This window comes from Candidatus Omnitrophota bacterium, from assembly GCA_028693815.1.
In the GTDB taxonomy this organism is placed as follows: Bacteria; Omnitrophota; Gorgyraeia; order Zapsychrales; family Aceulaceae; genus Aceula.
In genome coordinates this window covers 61,239-75,401 of the sequence record JAQUUP010000006.1, presented here as the reverse complement: position 1 = coordinate 75,401, position 14,163 = coordinate 61,239, and the positions used below count along the sequence as shown (strand labels likewise).

At 39.9% G+C, this 14,163-nt stretch carries 13 protein-coding genes; 1 reads left to right on the top strand and 12 read right to left on the bottom strand.

What is annotated here, in order from left to right:
* Positions 1 to 701 precede the first annotated feature (701 nt).
* The 11 genes from PHY73_03355 to PHY73_03305 all read right to left on the bottom strand — a co-directional run bounded on the left by PHY73_03355 (position 702) and on the right by PHY73_03305 (position 11,590).
* Entirely contained in the window at positions 702 to 1,022 is a 321-nt protein-coding gene (locus tag PHY73_03355; protein ID MDD3374746.1) for a DsrE family protein, read from the bottom strand.
* 10 nt (positions 1,023 to 1,032) lie between these two features.
* Positions 1,033 to 1,803 (bottom strand): methyltransferase domain-containing protein, encoded by a 771-nt coding sequence (locus PHY73_03350; protein ID MDD3374745.1) that lies wholly within the window; start codon positions 1,801 to 1,803, stop codon positions 1,033 to 1,035.
* 404 nt (positions 1,804 to 2,207) lie between these two features.
* Positions 2,208 to 3,554 (bottom strand): NADP-specific glutamate dehydrogenase, encoded by a 1,347-nt coding sequence (gdhA, locus tag PHY73_03345; GenBank protein MDD3374744.1) that lies wholly within the window; start codon positions 3,552 to 3,554, stop codon positions 2,208 to 2,210.
* 50 nt (positions 3,555 to 3,604) lie between these two features.
* Positions 3,605 to 4,972, bottom strand: coding sequence for an NADPH-dependent glutamate synthase (gltA, locus tag PHY73_03340; GenBank protein ID MDD3374743.1), 1,368 nt, complete (start codon positions 4,970 to 4,972; stop codon positions 3,605 to 3,607).
* A gap of 56 nt (positions 4,973 to 5,028) precedes the next feature.
* Positions 5,029 to 5,871, bottom strand: coding sequence for a sulfide/dihydroorotate dehydrogenase-like FAD/NAD-binding protein (locus PHY73_03335; GenBank protein ID MDD3374742.1), 843 nt, complete (start codon positions 5,869 to 5,871; stop codon positions 5,029 to 5,031).
* 322 nt (positions 5,872 to 6,193) lie between these two features.
* On the bottom strand, positions 6,194 to 6,556 hold the full coding sequence (locus tag PHY73_03330) for a hypothetical protein (protein ID MDD3374741.1): 363 nt from the start codon (positions 6,554 to 6,556) through the stop codon (positions 6,194 to 6,196).
* Between the two features lie 51 nt (positions 6,557 to 6,607).
* Positions 6,608 to 6,976: a DUF1667 domain-containing protein gene (locus tag PHY73_03325; protein ID MDD3374740.1), complete on the bottom strand. Its 369-nt coding sequence runs from the start codon at positions 6,974 to 6,976 to the stop codon at positions 6,608 to 6,610.
* Positions 6,973 to 7,950 (bottom strand): FAD-dependent oxidoreductase, encoded by a 978-nt coding sequence (locus PHY73_03320; GenBank protein ID MDD3374739.1) that lies wholly within the window; start codon positions 7,948 to 7,950, stop codon positions 6,973 to 6,975. Before PHY73_03320 ends, PHY73_03325 begins: the two co-directional genes overlap by 4 nt.
* Positions 7,943 to 9,391 carry an NAD(P)/FAD-dependent oxidoreductase gene (locus tag PHY73_03315; GenBank protein ID MDD3374738.1) on the bottom strand — a complete coding sequence of 483 codons (1,449 nt, stop codon included), beginning with the start codon at positions 9,389 to 9,391 and terminating at the stop codon, positions 7,943 to 7,945. Before PHY73_03315 ends, PHY73_03320 begins: the two co-directional genes overlap by 8 nt.
* Positions 9,388 to 10,872, bottom strand: coding sequence for a glycerol kinase GlpK (glpK, locus tag PHY73_03310; protein ID MDD3374737.1), 1,485 nt, complete (start codon positions 10,870 to 10,872; stop codon positions 9,388 to 9,390). Before glpK ends, PHY73_03315 begins: the two co-directional genes overlap by 4 nt.
* Positions 10,873 to 11,023: 151 nt before the next feature.
* Positions 11,024 to 11,590: a flavin reductase family protein gene (locus tag PHY73_03305; GenBank protein ID MDD3374736.1), complete on the bottom strand. Its 567-nt coding sequence runs from the start codon at positions 11,588 to 11,590 to the stop codon at positions 11,024 to 11,026.
* A 611-nt stretch (positions 11,591 to 12,201) separates the two neighbouring features.
* Between PHY73_03305 and recN the strand changes: the two genes are divergently transcribed.
* On the top strand, positions 12,202 to 13,872 hold the full coding sequence (gene recN, locus PHY73_03300) for a DNA repair protein RecN (GenBank protein ID MDD3374735.1): 1,671 nt from the start codon (positions 12,202 to 12,204) through the stop codon (positions 13,870 to 13,872).
* Between the two features lie 26 nt (positions 13,873 to 13,898).
* Here the strand turns inward: recN and PHY73_03295 are convergent, their stop codons facing one another.
* On the bottom strand, positions 13,899 to 14,132 hold the full coding sequence (locus PHY73_03295) for a DUF1456 family protein (protein ID MDD3374734.1): 234 nt from the start codon (positions 14,130 to 14,132) through the stop codon (positions 13,899 to 13,901).
* Positions 14,133 to 14,163: the final 31 nt, after the last annotated feature.

Here is a 14,163-nt window from a genome sequence, read left to right as displayed (position 1 = left end):
TGTAGCGGGTTTTCTTAACAGCTTGCTCAATAATCTTTGCCATGCGCCTACCTCCCTTTTGGGGTCAAGTAGGCCATAGGGTTGAGCGGTTGGCAAGAAATTAATTGGGGTTACGAGCCTACCCCTATTATATCAATTATCTGCCATAACTTGATTTAATACAAATAGTTACAAACAGTTCACGAAGGCTATTTTGTCACAAATACTATATACTTTTTGTGACAAGATCTTGAGGCCTAATGTTCACTGTTTAGTGAACATTAGGGTCTTAGTGAACATTAACACTTGGCAGGTTTATTACATTTCTTGTAACATTTGCGCAGATCAAATGTCCACCGGCCGGAAATGTCCACTTTTTACGAGACATTTCGATTTAGTGGACATTTACATGTCCATTCATGTCCATCAAAACGCCCTTTTTTGACCTTCCCGGACGCCCACAGGATACCCCTAAAACCGCCTGTTTACCGACGCTGGGCGCTTATTTTAGCCGGGTTGACCACTTATGCCCAAACCCCAAAAGTGATGGACATGGACATCGATTTTTTTGACCACTATCACTGGCTCCCCGCGCCTCGCCCGACCCTCACCGAGGCCCATTTCCAAGGACCCGCGGCCGCCTCCAAGCATAAAAAATCCCTATGACCGAGCCGGAACCAGCATAGTCATAGGGAAAAATGATCTTAAGATGCCCTGCCCGGCTAAAACGTAACTACCTTATCCGATTCCTTAACGATATCGTACATATCCTTCATGGTCGAGATCGGGCACATCTCGGAGCCTTCCTGCTCTCTGCTTTTGATACAGGTCCCGCAAGCGTAAATTTTGCCGCCGGACTGCATGAATTTCTCGGCCTGCTCAACAGTGTTGAACTTATCCGTGCCGATCTTCTGATACTCAACGCCCTTGCCCATGAAGAAGATTTTGACCTCGTCCTTCTGCCCAAGCGCGAAATTCGCGTAACGAATCGCATTCCAGCACGTTTCCGCATCGTTACTTGAAATAACAATTCCTATTTTCATAATCATCACCTCACTTGTTTCCAACATAAATCGATATCGGATATGAAAAATGAATTTCATCACCCACCATATGCGCATCCATGCCTAATGAATTGACACCTATGTCTTTCCTGAATATATCTCTTATCTTTTCATCATCTCCGGGATTAGGAAATGACGCCTTAAGTTGTTTCTCTAGCTCCATTTCGACCTTGTAACTGCCACGGAGCAGGTTTCTTAGTCTCGATCCTTTCAAGAGCCGTTCCCATTCATCATATGACAATGCTCGCGTATGGGACGAATCGCGCAACCTTTCCATGCGGTTATATGCATCAACCTTGTTTACCGGCAACACAGCGTCAGCAACCAAAACCACACCTCCTGTCCGGCAAACGCGGATCATCTCATCCAACACATCTCGCGGTTCAAGAAAATGATGAAAACTATACCGCGTAACAACCGCCGAAAACGACTCTGATTCATAAGGCAAAGGCAATACCGTCCCGATATCCCAAGAAATATTCGTCAATCCCCTTTCTTTCTGCCGTGCTTTTGCCTGCTCAATCATTTTCTCAGTAATATCAATGCCCTTAACTTCACGCGCAACCTTGGCAAACTCGCAGGCAACCAATCCGGGGCCACAAGCCACATCTAACACAGTGTCATTTTCTGAAACCTTGCTCAATTCAATAAGCATTTGAATTGAATCCAAATGCCCGGGTAGCTCGGCAAAGGGAATCGCCTGTTTTGTAAACTGGTCGATTATTTTCTCGTCGTGCTTATTCTGTTTTTCTTTTACCATGTATTTGCCTCCCTTTGAATCTCTTCGCGGAATATTACTCCCCAACTACCGCTTCGGCCAAGCTCCTCATCGCATTACTATAATCCTGCCACCGGCCATCCGAAGGTTTTTAAGAATATTTTCATTTATTTGTCCTCAAGTATCTTTGGAAACCTAGTCACGGGTGCTTTCGTGTTTATTTTTGTGTAAGCAAACTTGCGGGAGCTCGTATCATTTTCAAATACGATTTTCATTTTAATGAATTTTTTTAATTTTCTTTCAGCCTTTAGCACATTTTTATAATTGATATTCCTTTGTAAATTTGTTAAGCGAATTTAGTTCAAGAGCGCTAGTAGCGTTGGGGTTTTCTGATTTATTTTTGACCTTTGTCATCTTTAAAGCCAGAGCGCTTTAACTTTGTTGTGCTAAATAACGCCTTGATCCAACATTGCATCAGCAATTTTTACGAAACCAGCTATATTGGCACCCTTGACATAATCAACGTGATCTTGACATTGGCCCCATTTAACACAGTTTTCGTGTATTGACACCATGATCTGTTGCAGTTTTTTATCGACTTCTTCACGTGACCATGAAAGCCTCATGCTATTTTGGCTCATTTCCAATCCTGATGTCGCAACGCCACCCGCATTTGCCGCTTTTCCTGGTGCATACAATATTTTTGCGTCTTGGAATACTTTAACGCCTTCTGGTGTCGTAGGCATATTGGCACCTTCTCCAATAGCCATGCATCCATTTTTCACCAGTGTTTTCGCATCGTTTTCGTTTATTTCATTCTGGGTAGCACTCGGAAAAGCAATGTCGCATTTTACATTCCATGGTTTTTTATTTGGATAGTATTCACACTGAAGTTCTTTTTTACATTCTTGTATCCGTCCTCTTTTTACATTTTTGAGTTCCATAACAATTTTTAATTTTTTACTATCAATACCGGTTTTTATATAAATCGATCCATTTGAATCTGATAAAGTCACTACTTTCGCTCCTAATTCGAGAAGTTTTTCAACAGTGTACTGAGCGACATTACCCGAACCAGATACCGCGCACGTCTTGCCTTTTAAAGAATCTCCTTTTGTTTTCAACATTTCCTGAACAAAATAAACGCATCCGTAACCCGTAGCTTCCGGACGTATCAATGATCCTCCCCAATTCAACGCTTTACCTGTTAAGACACCGGTAAACTCATTACGAATACGTTTGTACTGTCCAAATAAAAAGCCTATTTCACGACCACCAACCCCGATATCCCCAGCAGGAACGTCTGTATTTGGTCCTATATGTCGCTGTAGTTCTATCATAAAAGATTGACAAAAGCGCATAACTTCGTTATTTGATTTCCCTTTTGGATCAAAATCAGATCCACCTTTACCTCCGCCCATCGGCAGCGTGGTTAAAGCATTCTTAAAGACTTGTTCAAATCCGAGAAATTTTAGAATGCTTAGATTTACAGTTGGATGAAAACGTAATCCACCTTTATACGGTCCGATAGCGCTATTGAATTCAATACGAAATCCGCGATTAACGTGGATAGCGCCTTTGTCGTCTTGCCAAGGTACCCGAAATATGATCTGTCGTTCCGGTTCAACAATACGCTCTAAGATACCGCCATCTTCGTATTTTTTATTTTTTTTCAAAAATGGTTCCAGGGATTCCAAAACTTCCTCAACTGCCTGTAGAAATTCAGGTTCTTTATTGTCACGTTTTTTAACTATTTCCAACACCCTTTTACTGTAACTAGTTTTGTTTTCCATTTTTTTTATTCTCCATGGTTATGTTGTTTTGCATAATTTAATAATAACGATTAACTTTGTATATGCTCATTGATTGCCCTGGCCGCGCGCTTCCCTGCACCCATAGCCGCGATGACCGTGGCTGCACCAGTAACAATGTCTCCACCCGCAAAGATATCTTTAATATTCGTTATGCATGTATTTTTATCTGCTTCGATATTTCCCCATCGATTTAACTGCAAACCCTTTATCGTATCCTGTAAAATAGGGTTTGGCCCATTACCAATAGCAACGACAACAGTATCCGTTGTCATCTCAAATTCAGATTTGGCTATAGGTAACGGACGTCTTCTGCCGCTATCATCGGGGTCGCCAAGTTTGTTTTTGATGCAGAGAATTTTTTTAACTTCTTTGGATTCATCTCCGAGTATTTTGATAGGGCTTGTCAGAAGATGGAAGATGATGCCTTCTTCCTCGGCGTGGTGTATTTCATCTAACCGAGCCGGCATTTCTTGTTCAGTGCGCCGATAAACAATATAGACTTTCTCAGCCCCAAGCCGTAAAGCTGACCTGGCCGAATCTATCGCAACATTGCCGGCTCCGATAACCGCAACTTTTTTCCCTACTTTTATCGGAGTATCATATTCGGGAAATTTATACGCCTTCATAAGATTAATTCGTGTTAAAAACTCGTTGGCTGAATAAACTCCGTTAAGATTTTCACCCGGAATATTCATAAAATATGGGAGACCTGCTCCAGAGGCAATATAAAAAGCCTTGTATCCTTCTTGTCGCAATTCGTCAATTGACTTGATTTTTCCTATGACAAAATTATATTTAACATTTACTCCTAGATATTCAATGGCAGCGACCTCATCCATAACAATATTCTTTGGAAGTCTGAATTCAGGAATCCCATAAGTCAGCACTCCGCCTGGTTTGTGCAACGCTTCAAAAATAGTTACCTTGTAGCCCAGCAGCGCTAAATCCGAAGCGCATGTTAGCCCCGATGGTCCTGCGCCTATTACGGCAATCATTTCGCCGTCAATTTTTTTAGACTTTTTATGATTAATCGGAACTTGTTTATTTTCCCGGCTCCAGTCTGCCGCAAATCGTTCAAGGCTACCGATATCGATCGGGTTGCCTTTCTTCTGTAGCACACATAACTTTTCGCACTGATCTTCCTGAGGGCATACCCTGCCACATACAGCCGGTAGATTATTAGTCTCTTTTATGATTTTTATGGCGTCAAGAAATCTGTCTTCTTTTATCGCTAGAATAAACGCAGGGATGTTTACCTCAACAGGACACCCTTTAACACAAGGTGGTTTTTTACACTGAAGACATCGTGATGCCTCGGCGATCGCTTCTTCTTTATTGTAGCCGTAGGGTACTTCATTAAAGTTTTTGATTCTTTCTTTTGGATTTTGTTCTCTCATTTAAACAATCTTTTTAAAGTCAATATTTTTTGTTGATCCCGAAAATGTATTTAAATTTAGTGTGCCCGTCCTCTTCGACATACACCGCCATGCTGTTGCAGCGCTATTTCTTCCTTATCATGGTATCGTTTGCCTCTGCTCATCATGTCTTCAAAATCGACCTGATGACCATCGAATTCAGGTCCATCCACACAAGCGAATTTAACCTTCTCACCAACCAAAACCCTGCATCCGCCGCACATGCCTGTTCCATCTATCATGATTGAATTTAGAGAAACTAATGTCTTGATATTTTTTTCTTTTGTCATTTCAGCAACTTTTTTCATCATAACGGCAGGTCCTATGGCAAAGACAAGGTCTGGCGTATCCTTTTCTAAAAGATCGCGCAGAACATCTGTCACAAAACCTTTTTTTCCTTGCGTTCCGTCATCTGTCGCCACATGAACCGTATGGCAAACCGCTCGCATTTTTTCTTCGCAAATAACAAAATCTTTATTTCGCGCTCCGATTATAACCGTAACATCGTTACCATTTTCTTTCATCTTTTTTGCGATGGGATAAGCCTCGGCAGTCCCAACGCCACCGCCAATGCAAATAACTTTTCCGATGTTTTTGGTGTCGGTAGCCCGACCAAGTGGGCCGACAATATCAAGTATGGAATCCCCTTCATTCAAAGCGCACAGTTTTCTTGTGCTTACGCCAATAGCCTGACATACGACCTGAATTGTGCCTTTCTCCGTGTTCCAATCAAATAAAGTCAAAGGAAATCGTTCGCCTTTTTCATCGATACGCAATATTACAAATTGACCTGGAGAAGCCGCTTTTGCTAAATCCATAAATTCGAATTCGACAAGGTATATCTCTGATGCAATCTTTTCTTTTTTTGTTATGGCATACATTGAAATTATTCCCCTCAGTAAAGTTATATTTATAATTTAACCATTATATATTTATTTATCGACATTTCAATAAAAAGTTTACCTTCTTAGTTTACTTTCTTAGTGAGTTACTATGGTAGAAAATTAATTTATTCCTATTTCTTAGAGCCATTTTTAACTTATGAGATTAAGATTATTTCTTCATACCGTGAGTTTTAAACGCAAGGCGTGAAAAACCAACAATGAACCTTAATTTTGCGGAATGATAGCAATGTAGACCTTTTTAGGTAAATTTATTCGAAGAGCCTTTTTAGGGTGACGCGAAACCTTCTTTTGAATCTATCTACTTATTGGCATTTTCCCGAACTGTTATTTCTTTTCCCAATTTTCCACTAATGCTGCAGTAGCCTTCCACAGAAAGAACATCGCCTGGTTTTGCGTCTGAAATTAGATAGCTTGCAGTTTGTGTTAAATTGTTATCTTCGCGGCTAATTTCTTGACTAATAATTTCCTTTCCATTTAAGGCGACATCAATTTTATTAATATAATGTTGAGCGGGATTACTGGTGCTGTGATAAATAATAGCCTGAAGTATTTTTGTTTCAGGATCAAAAGTTATTTTTATGTCAGATGGTGGATGCGCGTAAGCAGCAGATGCGAGAAGTATGCTGATAGCCATAGTTAAGAAAAGAACTTTTATTTTCATGCGACACCTCTTTCTTTTTTTGTTTTAATTGATTTTAAATTTATTATACTTTTAATCGTTTCTCGGACATCCCCTCGTTACAACAAGATTGACGCCAAGTCCTAAGAAATCTCGACAGACAACATCTCCGCAGCGGATTGGCGTTGTGACACGTATTCTCTTTATTTCATTCATGGCATCAAAGATTCTTGATTTTGGAATTGGTTTGCTTGTTTTGACAGGAATCATTTTAAGCGAGAGTCCTTTTGCTAAAACCGATGAGGTCAATACTCTCGTTGGATTCTCAATTTCTGCCCTAACGTAAACCTCTCCTTTTTCGCAATTGTTTCCTGCGAGTGTCATGATTTCGCTATGGTCGTTAGTCGTGACGATGACTTCGCACCCCTTAGGGCATTCGATACAAATAAATTTTTTTATCATATTAGGCTCCGCAGGTATTCGGAAGCTTGCTGTCCAGCAATTTCGCTATCGCGAGAGACAGAATCCACGAGATCGTAAACTTTAAAAGAATTACCGCAGACAAAAAGTCCTGGGATATTTGTTGTATTAAGCTCATCGGATATAGGACAATTTGTTTTTTTGTTAACGGCAACGCCAGCCATTTCAATCAATTCATTTTCTGGAATCAGCCCAACAGAGACTAAAACAGTGTCGCAGTCGATGGTAAACTCTGATCCAGGGATTGAATTAGAATGATCATCTGCCTTGACGACATCAACTTTCTCAACGCGTTTGTTTCCATGAATGCGCGCAATTTTGTGATTGAAATAAATAGGAATATCAAAATCTTCCAAGCATTGAACAACGTTTCGGATAAGTCCTCGACTTTCTTTTTGAATCTCAATAACAGCTTTGATTTCTGCGCCTTCTAGAGTAAAGCGACGTGCCATAATAAGTCCAATGTCGCCCGAGCCGATAATCACAATTTTCTTGCCAGGAAGAAATCCCTCGATGTTAATTAATTTTTGAGCAAGACCGGCTGAAAATATGCCAGCAGGACGCGTGCCCGCAAGATGCACCATCTCTCGTGTTTTTTCGCGACATCCGGTTGCCATAATTAAAGCCTTGGATCTAATCTGCTGGAGGCATCCTGGCTTTAACACTGTGAGAGTTTTGTTTCTTTCTAAGCGGACAACAAAAGAACTCAAGCTGATTTTGATTTCCGGAATTAATTTTATTTCTTCGATCACTCTTTGGGCATATTCTGGGCCTGTGAGAATTTTTTTAAAATACTCTAAGCCAAACCCGGGATGAATGCATTGATTAAGTATTCCGCCTAATTGCTGGTCTCGTTCAATCACAAGAATATCTTTAACACCATTACGGTAGGCGCAAAGGGCTGCCGCTAGACCAGCGGGACCTCCTCCGACAATCACAAGGTTTTGCTCAGTCATTGTCGCGTTCCTCTGCAATCATTTCTGAACCCGAGCCATTTTTTGTAATTTCAGTTGGCAATTTCTCTAAACGCTGTGAAAGGATTTTGAGGATTCTCGGTGTGCAAAATCCGCCGTGGCAACGACCGGCTTGTGCGCGTGTTCGAAATTTTATTCCGTCAAGCGTGGTTGCGCCTCGATCAATGGCTTCTTCAATTTCTTTTTTTGAAACCATTTCGCAACGGCACACAATGTCGCCATAAGAAGGATTTTTTTTAATAAATTTTCGTATTTTTGCTAATGACAAAGAGAATAGGTGAGCTGTCTTTTTGCGGTGCGCGTGAAAAACTCTTCTCTTTTCTAATTTTAATCCTGATGATTTTAAAATATCACAAACCATGAGCGCAATTGCCGGTGCTGCGGTTAACCCTGGTGATTGAATGCCGGCTACGTTGACAAAGCCCGGTACTGTACTTTCATGGCGGATGATAAAATCATCGCCAGCCACAGGCCGCAATCCTGCAAAATAAGCAATAATATCATTTTTATTAATTGTTGGAATCATGCGACTGACACCTTCTAAAACTTTTTTTAATCCCTCCTCTGATGTGGAAAGGTCCTCTTTGTCGGCGCAATCTTCGGCAGTCGGGCCAATCATCGGATTTCCATCGGAGGTTTTAATGACTAAGATGCCCTTAGACGTTTTTGTGGGAAGCGGAAAAAGTAAGTGATTGGTCATGTGTTCGCGTTTTTTATCTAATATAAATTCTTCACCTTTGCGCGGAGTTATCTTGAAATTATCAATGCCAACGAGACGCGAAATTTCATCGGCAAACAAGCCAGCAGCGTTAATAACGTATCTCGCATTAAGTATTCCATTTGGCGTTGTAATTTCAAAATGTGCTTTTGAATCTTTTTCTGATTTTACTTGTGAGATTTCAGTTACCTTAGAATTGGTATAAATTTTTACACCATTTCGCACTGCATTTTCAGCCATATCGTAAGCTAACCGATACGGGCTCACAATGCCGGCTGTTGGCGCATAAAGTGCGCCGACAGCCGCCTTTGAAAGATTTGGCTCGTAACTTGTAAGCCACGCACGGTTGACAATTCTTAATCGAGGCACTTTTAAACGCGTGCCTTCATTTTTAAGTTTCTCAAGGTGAGCCATGTCCTGATCGTTGAATGCAACAATTAGCTCACCGACTTCTTTAAAATCAACGCCAAGTTCTCGAGCAATTTTTCGAATCAGCTTATTGCCTTTGACACAAAGTTTTCCTTTAAGTGAGTTGAAAGAGTTTTGTGTGCCAGGATGAATAATGCCGCTATTCGATTTGGAAACACCAAAGGCAAGCTCTTGTTCTTTTTCAACAAGTGCGATTTTTAATTGATAGCGAGCCAGTTCGCGTGCAATCGATGTACCGACAACGCCTGCGCCAATAATGATGATATCGTAGATCATTTATTAGAAAGTGTCCGTTCAACAGCCCTTAGCCAACCTGAGTAAAGCTTAGCCGATGTTTTCTTGTTTATTTTTGGAGAAAATTCCTTATCTTTTTTCCAGCATTTCTTTATTTCGTTTGCATTACGCCAATATTTAACAGCAAGACCGGCTAGATATGCAGCTCCTAGTGATGTTGTTTCGATTCCTCTGGGTCGAACAACGCGGCTTCCTAAGATATCAGATTGAAATTGACATAAGAAATTATTAGCGACTGCCCCGCCGTCAATTTTTAAATGTTTGATTTTTAATCCTGAATCTTTTTGCATTGCTACAACAACATCTTTGGTCTGATAGCACATGCTTTCAAGAGCTGCGCGCACAATATGGTTTTTTGTTGTGCCACGGGTAAAGCCGGTAATGCTGCCGCGTGCGCTTTGATCCCAATACGGTGCGCCAAGACCGACAAACGCAGGCACAAAATAAACGCCTTCGTTGCCTTTTATTGCTTTGGCCATATTTTCAGATTCAGATGCTTTATGCAAAAGGTTAAGCCCGTCGCGCAACCATTGAATAGCCGCTCCGGCAACAAAAACAGCACCTTCAAGGACATACGCATGATGCCCTTTTGAGTCGCAACCTAACGTTGTGATCAGTCCGTGTTTTGATGTAATGCGGCGTTTGCCTGTATTGAGCAATAAAAAGCAGCCTGTGCCATAAGTATTTTTTATGGTTCCTGGCTCAAAACAAGTTTGGCCAAAAAGGGCAGCTTGTTGGTCTCCGGCGATTCCAGAAATTGGAATACCTTTAGGAAGGTTGCCTATTTTTACAGTGTGGCCAAATATGCCTGATGATGGTTTTACGTCAGGTAGCATTGTTTTCGGAATTCTAAATTTCTTTAAAAGTGCATCGTCCCAAATAAGCTTCTCAATATTAAAAATCATTGTTCGCGAAGCATTGGTGCAGTCTGTTGCGTGCACAGCGCCGCCCGTTAGTTTCCATAAAATCCACGAATCCGTTGTGCCAAAAAGAAGTCTTCCCTGTTTTGCTTTAAGCTTGGCGCCCTTGACATTTTTTAGAATCCATTCAATTTTTGTTGCGGAAAAATAGGCGTCAACTGGAAGGCCAGTGCTCCTTTTTATGAGGCTAACTATTCTTTTGTCTTTTTTTAAATCATCGCAACGCTTTACCGTGCGTCGGCATTGCCAAACAATTGCATTATTAATGGGTTTGCCAGTTATCTTATCCCAGACAATTGTTGTTTCTCTTTGATTGGTAACGCCAATCGCGGCGATAGAATTTCTTGGAATTCTTTTTAAGATTTCTTGAATGCAATGTTTAACGCTTTTCCAGATTTCGTCAGGGTTGTGTTCAACCCATCCTGGGTGTGGAAAATATTGAGGAAATTCCTCGTAAGCGCTTGTCTTCACTTTGCCATGCTTGTCGTAGACAACCGCTCGACTCCCTGTTGTGCCTTGGTCGATGGATAGGATGTAATTCATAAGCTATTCTAACAACTTACAAAAGACGTGTCTAGGAATAGAGAATAAAAAATGTGATGATTAAAATGGATCGACATAGAAAATTGTTAATGAATTTATGTGCTCTTTTCTCTATTTATATGCTTATGCACAAAGTTACAATTGGGTTTTCTCATTTTTTTCTCCCAATCGAAAAGGCATCGCCCAAATACTTGCCTATCCCATAATATGTTCGGGTCGCAGGATTAAAACTAAAAGGTTTTATTTTCTCTATATCTGGTATTTTAAGGTTTTTAATCATATCTTCATCAACCTTAATATCTTTAATTTCTCCGATAAATTGTGTATGCAAACCAATTTTCGCAGTTTGGATCACGCTACACTCTAGAACAAGAGGAAATTCTTTAATATAAGGAGCATCAACAAGATTACTTTTAACAGCCGTAAGTTTCATCGCGGCAAGCTTATCTTCTGTCGCTCCTGAAATTATGCCGAGATAATCAGCTTCCTTAATGTATTTCTCAGAAGGAATGCTAATTGTGAACGCCTTACGGCTCATTAAATTACCGTAGCTATGAGTAGCTTCGCGCAAAGAAATCGCCACGCACGGCGGAATAGAACAGCAAAGTCCACCCCAAGCAACCGTCATAGCATTAGGCTTGCCCCCCTTATCATAAGTTCCCACAATAAGAACAGGTGTTGGAAACACAATCGTATTTGGACCAATGGATTTTTTCATATACTCTCCTTCCGATATAATTCTCGCCCTATACAACCGTAATAAAATATAAGTTGAGAAAATGTTAATATTGAATTAACCTGGATTTTGCAGTAGCAAAATTTGCCCGCAGGACCTCAGTGTCGCAATTTGTTGCGACTTCTGGTTAAAAAAAAGTCTCAAGAAAACAACCTCAAGATAAATCTTGAGGTTGTTCAAGAAGCAGTCTTTCTTGATTTTTTTGTTACATAGCTTTCATCATGGTGGATGTTGCGCATTTTGTCATTGGACAAACCTTTTTGCAGGTCTTCTTTGCAACGATTACTAAAGCCATAAAAATAACCATCAATGCTACTATCTGTATAAATAATTTATTGCTCATTTTTACCTTTCTGTTAATGAAGATTATTTATATTGTACACTCTTTTAATACATTATTCTAGCAGAGAATTTTTCCAGGATTTTTCCAGGATTTTTCCTGGAATAAAAAATTTCAAGAAAGGAGCTAAAAAAGATCCAATGAGGTAAATTATTGGCTCTTTTTCTTATTGCCGCCTTCCTCCTTTTTTCATAATACATTTTTCATAATACAAAAAGTAGCTGCTTGCTTATTTCTATGATAATATATTTCCATGCTTACACAGTTGAATATAGAAAATTTTGGTCTTATTGAGAAAGTCAGCATTGATTTCTCGGCAAATCTTAATATCCTGACCGGCTCAACAGGAGCAGGAAAATCTATTATTATTGAAGGTTTGCGTTTTGCCTTAGGCGAAAGAATCAAGCCCTCTCAAATTCGCGATAACACAAAACCCTGCATTATAGAGGCAGTCTTTGAATTAAAAGACGATCGCCTTAAAAAACAAGAAAGTTTGAGCGATTTTATTTCAGAGCAAGACCCTGCTTTGATTATAAATCGACAACTTCTTGCTGATGGTCGAAGCAAGATTAAAATAAATGGATTTTCCGTAACTATCGCTCAATTGAAATCTGTAGGCAATCATCTCATTGATTTGCACGGACCACATGATCATCAAATGCTTTTTTCTGAAGAATCTCACATTGAATTCTTAGATCAATTAATTGTTTTTGATAACAAGCAAAAAGAATATCAAGAAATATATCACGATTACTTGAAGCTCAAGACCCAATTAAAAGACCTTGAGAATATGTCTCACTCTAAAGACAGAGATTTAGATCTTTTGGAGCATCAAACCAAAGAACTCGCCCAAATCCCCTTAGATGACGAGTCTTATGAAGAGGTCTGTCAAGATCAAGCCAAAGTAAATAATGCCGAAAGATTGTATGAATGCGCAGCTTCATTAGTTCAGCTTTTTGAAAATACAGAAATCGGAGTCTCGGACACAATCCATAAGGCTTTTGGTGCTATGAAAACTTTGGTTCAGATTGATGATAAAACTTCAAAGCTCGAAGAATATCTTAATAATGTTCAAGAAAATAGCGACCAACTTGTTGCTGAGCTTAAAAGTTATTTGGATAGCCTCTCTTTCGAGCCTGAGGAAGCCCGCGAGATTAATCAAAAATATGATCTTTATGAAAACATCAAACGCAAATATGGCCCAACCATAAAAGAGGCGCAGGAATTTTATATCCAAGCAAAAGCAAAATATGACCTTCTCAGCGATATGGAACATAATGACGCTGAATTAAAGAAAGAAATTCAAAAAAAAGAAATTATCGTAAAGGCTCAAGCAAAAGGATTAACTTTGCTTCGAGAAAAAGCTTCGAAAGAATTAAAAAAGACAATTGAAAAAGAACTTAAAAGCTTAGGAATTGAGAATGTCACTTTTGAAGCGCGCATCTCTCTTGTTGATTTGCATCCAAAGGGTCAGGATAAAGTTGTTTTTTATATTAGTCCAAACGCAGGCGAGGATTTAAAGCCTTTGGCCGAAATCGTATCTTCAGGAGAAGCCGCTAGAGTGATGCTCGCACTAAAAAAAGCTCTGACCAAGGTCGACCCTATTCCAGTATTAATTTTTGATGAGATTGACGCTCAGATAGGCGGGCGACTTGGAACTGTGATTGGTACTAAGCTCAAAGAATTGTCTAGCGATCGACAAGTGATTTTGATTACCCATTTACCTCAAATTGCATCATTTGCTGATTCGCATTTTAAAGTCACCAAAGAAATTGTTAAAGGTCGCACCATAACAAAGGTTATTGCTTTGGATTCAAAAGAGCGCGTTGAAGAACTTTCTGAGATGATGAGTGGAAATAAGAAAAGTAATATTTCTGTTAGTCACGCTGAGGATATGCTCGCAAGCGCTAAGAAAAAAGCTTAAGCGAAGCGAAGACTGCGGAACACCCTTTATTTTGAGCTATAGAAATCTTTTCCTCGATATTTTATAATGAGGCCGTTTAAGAATCTTCTCAAGATTTGATCGCCGCATTCAACGTATTTTTCATGGTCTTCTTTTCGAAATATAGCGGATAGCTGTGAGTTTGTTATCTCAAAGTCAGCGAGCCTCAAGATATCAATGATATCTGTATCCCTGAGCTTTAAAGCAACCCTAATTTTTTTGAGTATGTCGTTGTTAGTCATAAATGAACTCCAATCTTACGGAACGCCAGTG

Excerpts from the sequence above, each read along its gene's own strand:
- PHY73_03355 (MDD3374746.1), bottom strand. The coding sequence starts at position 1,022 with ATGAAAATAGGAATTGTTATTTCAAGTAACGATGCGGAAACGTGCTGG.
- PHY73_03350 (MDD3374745.1), bottom strand. The coding sequence starts at position 1,803 with ATGGTAAAAGAAAAACAGAATAAGCACGACGAGAAAATAATCGACCAG.
- gdhA (MDD3374744.1), bottom strand. The coding sequence starts at position 3,554 with ATGGAAAACAAAACTAGTTACAGTAAAAGGGTGTTGGAAATAGTTAAA.
- gltA (MDD3374743.1), bottom strand. The coding sequence starts at position 4,972 with ATGAGAGAACAAAATCCAAAAGAAAGAATCAAAAACTTTAATGAAGTA.
- PHY73_03335 (MDD3374742.1), bottom strand. The coding sequence starts at position 5,871 with ATGTATGCCATAACAAAAAAAGAAAAGATTGCATCAGAGATATACCTT.
- PHY73_03330 (MDD3374741.1), bottom strand. The coding sequence starts at position 6,556 with ATGAAAATAAAAGTTCTTTTCTTAACTATGGCTATCAGCATACTTCTC.
- PHY73_03325 (MDD3374740.1), bottom strand. The coding sequence starts at position 6,976 with ATGATAAAAAAATTTATTTGTATCGAATGCCCTAAGGGGTGCGAAGTC.
- PHY73_03320 (MDD3374739.1), bottom strand. The coding sequence starts at position 7,950 with ATGACTGAGCAAAACCTTGTGATTGTCGGAGGAGGTCCCGCTGGTCTA.
- PHY73_03315 (MDD3374738.1), bottom strand. The coding sequence starts at position 9,391 with ATGATCTACGATATCATCATTATTGGCGCAGGCGTTGTCGGTACATCG.
- glpK (MDD3374737.1), bottom strand. The coding sequence starts at position 10,872 with ATGAATTACATCCTATCCATCGACCAAGGCACAACAGGGAGTCGAGCG.
- PHY73_03305 (MDD3374736.1), bottom strand. The coding sequence starts at position 11,590 with ATGAAAAAATCCATTGGTCCAAATACGATTGTGTTTCCAACACCTGTT.
- recN (MDD3374735.1), top strand. The coding sequence starts at position 12,202 with ATGCTTACACAGTTGAATATAGAAAATTTTGGTCTTATTGAGAAAGTC.
- PHY73_03295 (MDD3374734.1), bottom strand. The coding sequence starts at position 14,132 with ATGACTAACAACGACATACTCAAAAAAATTAGGGTTGCTTTAAAGCTC.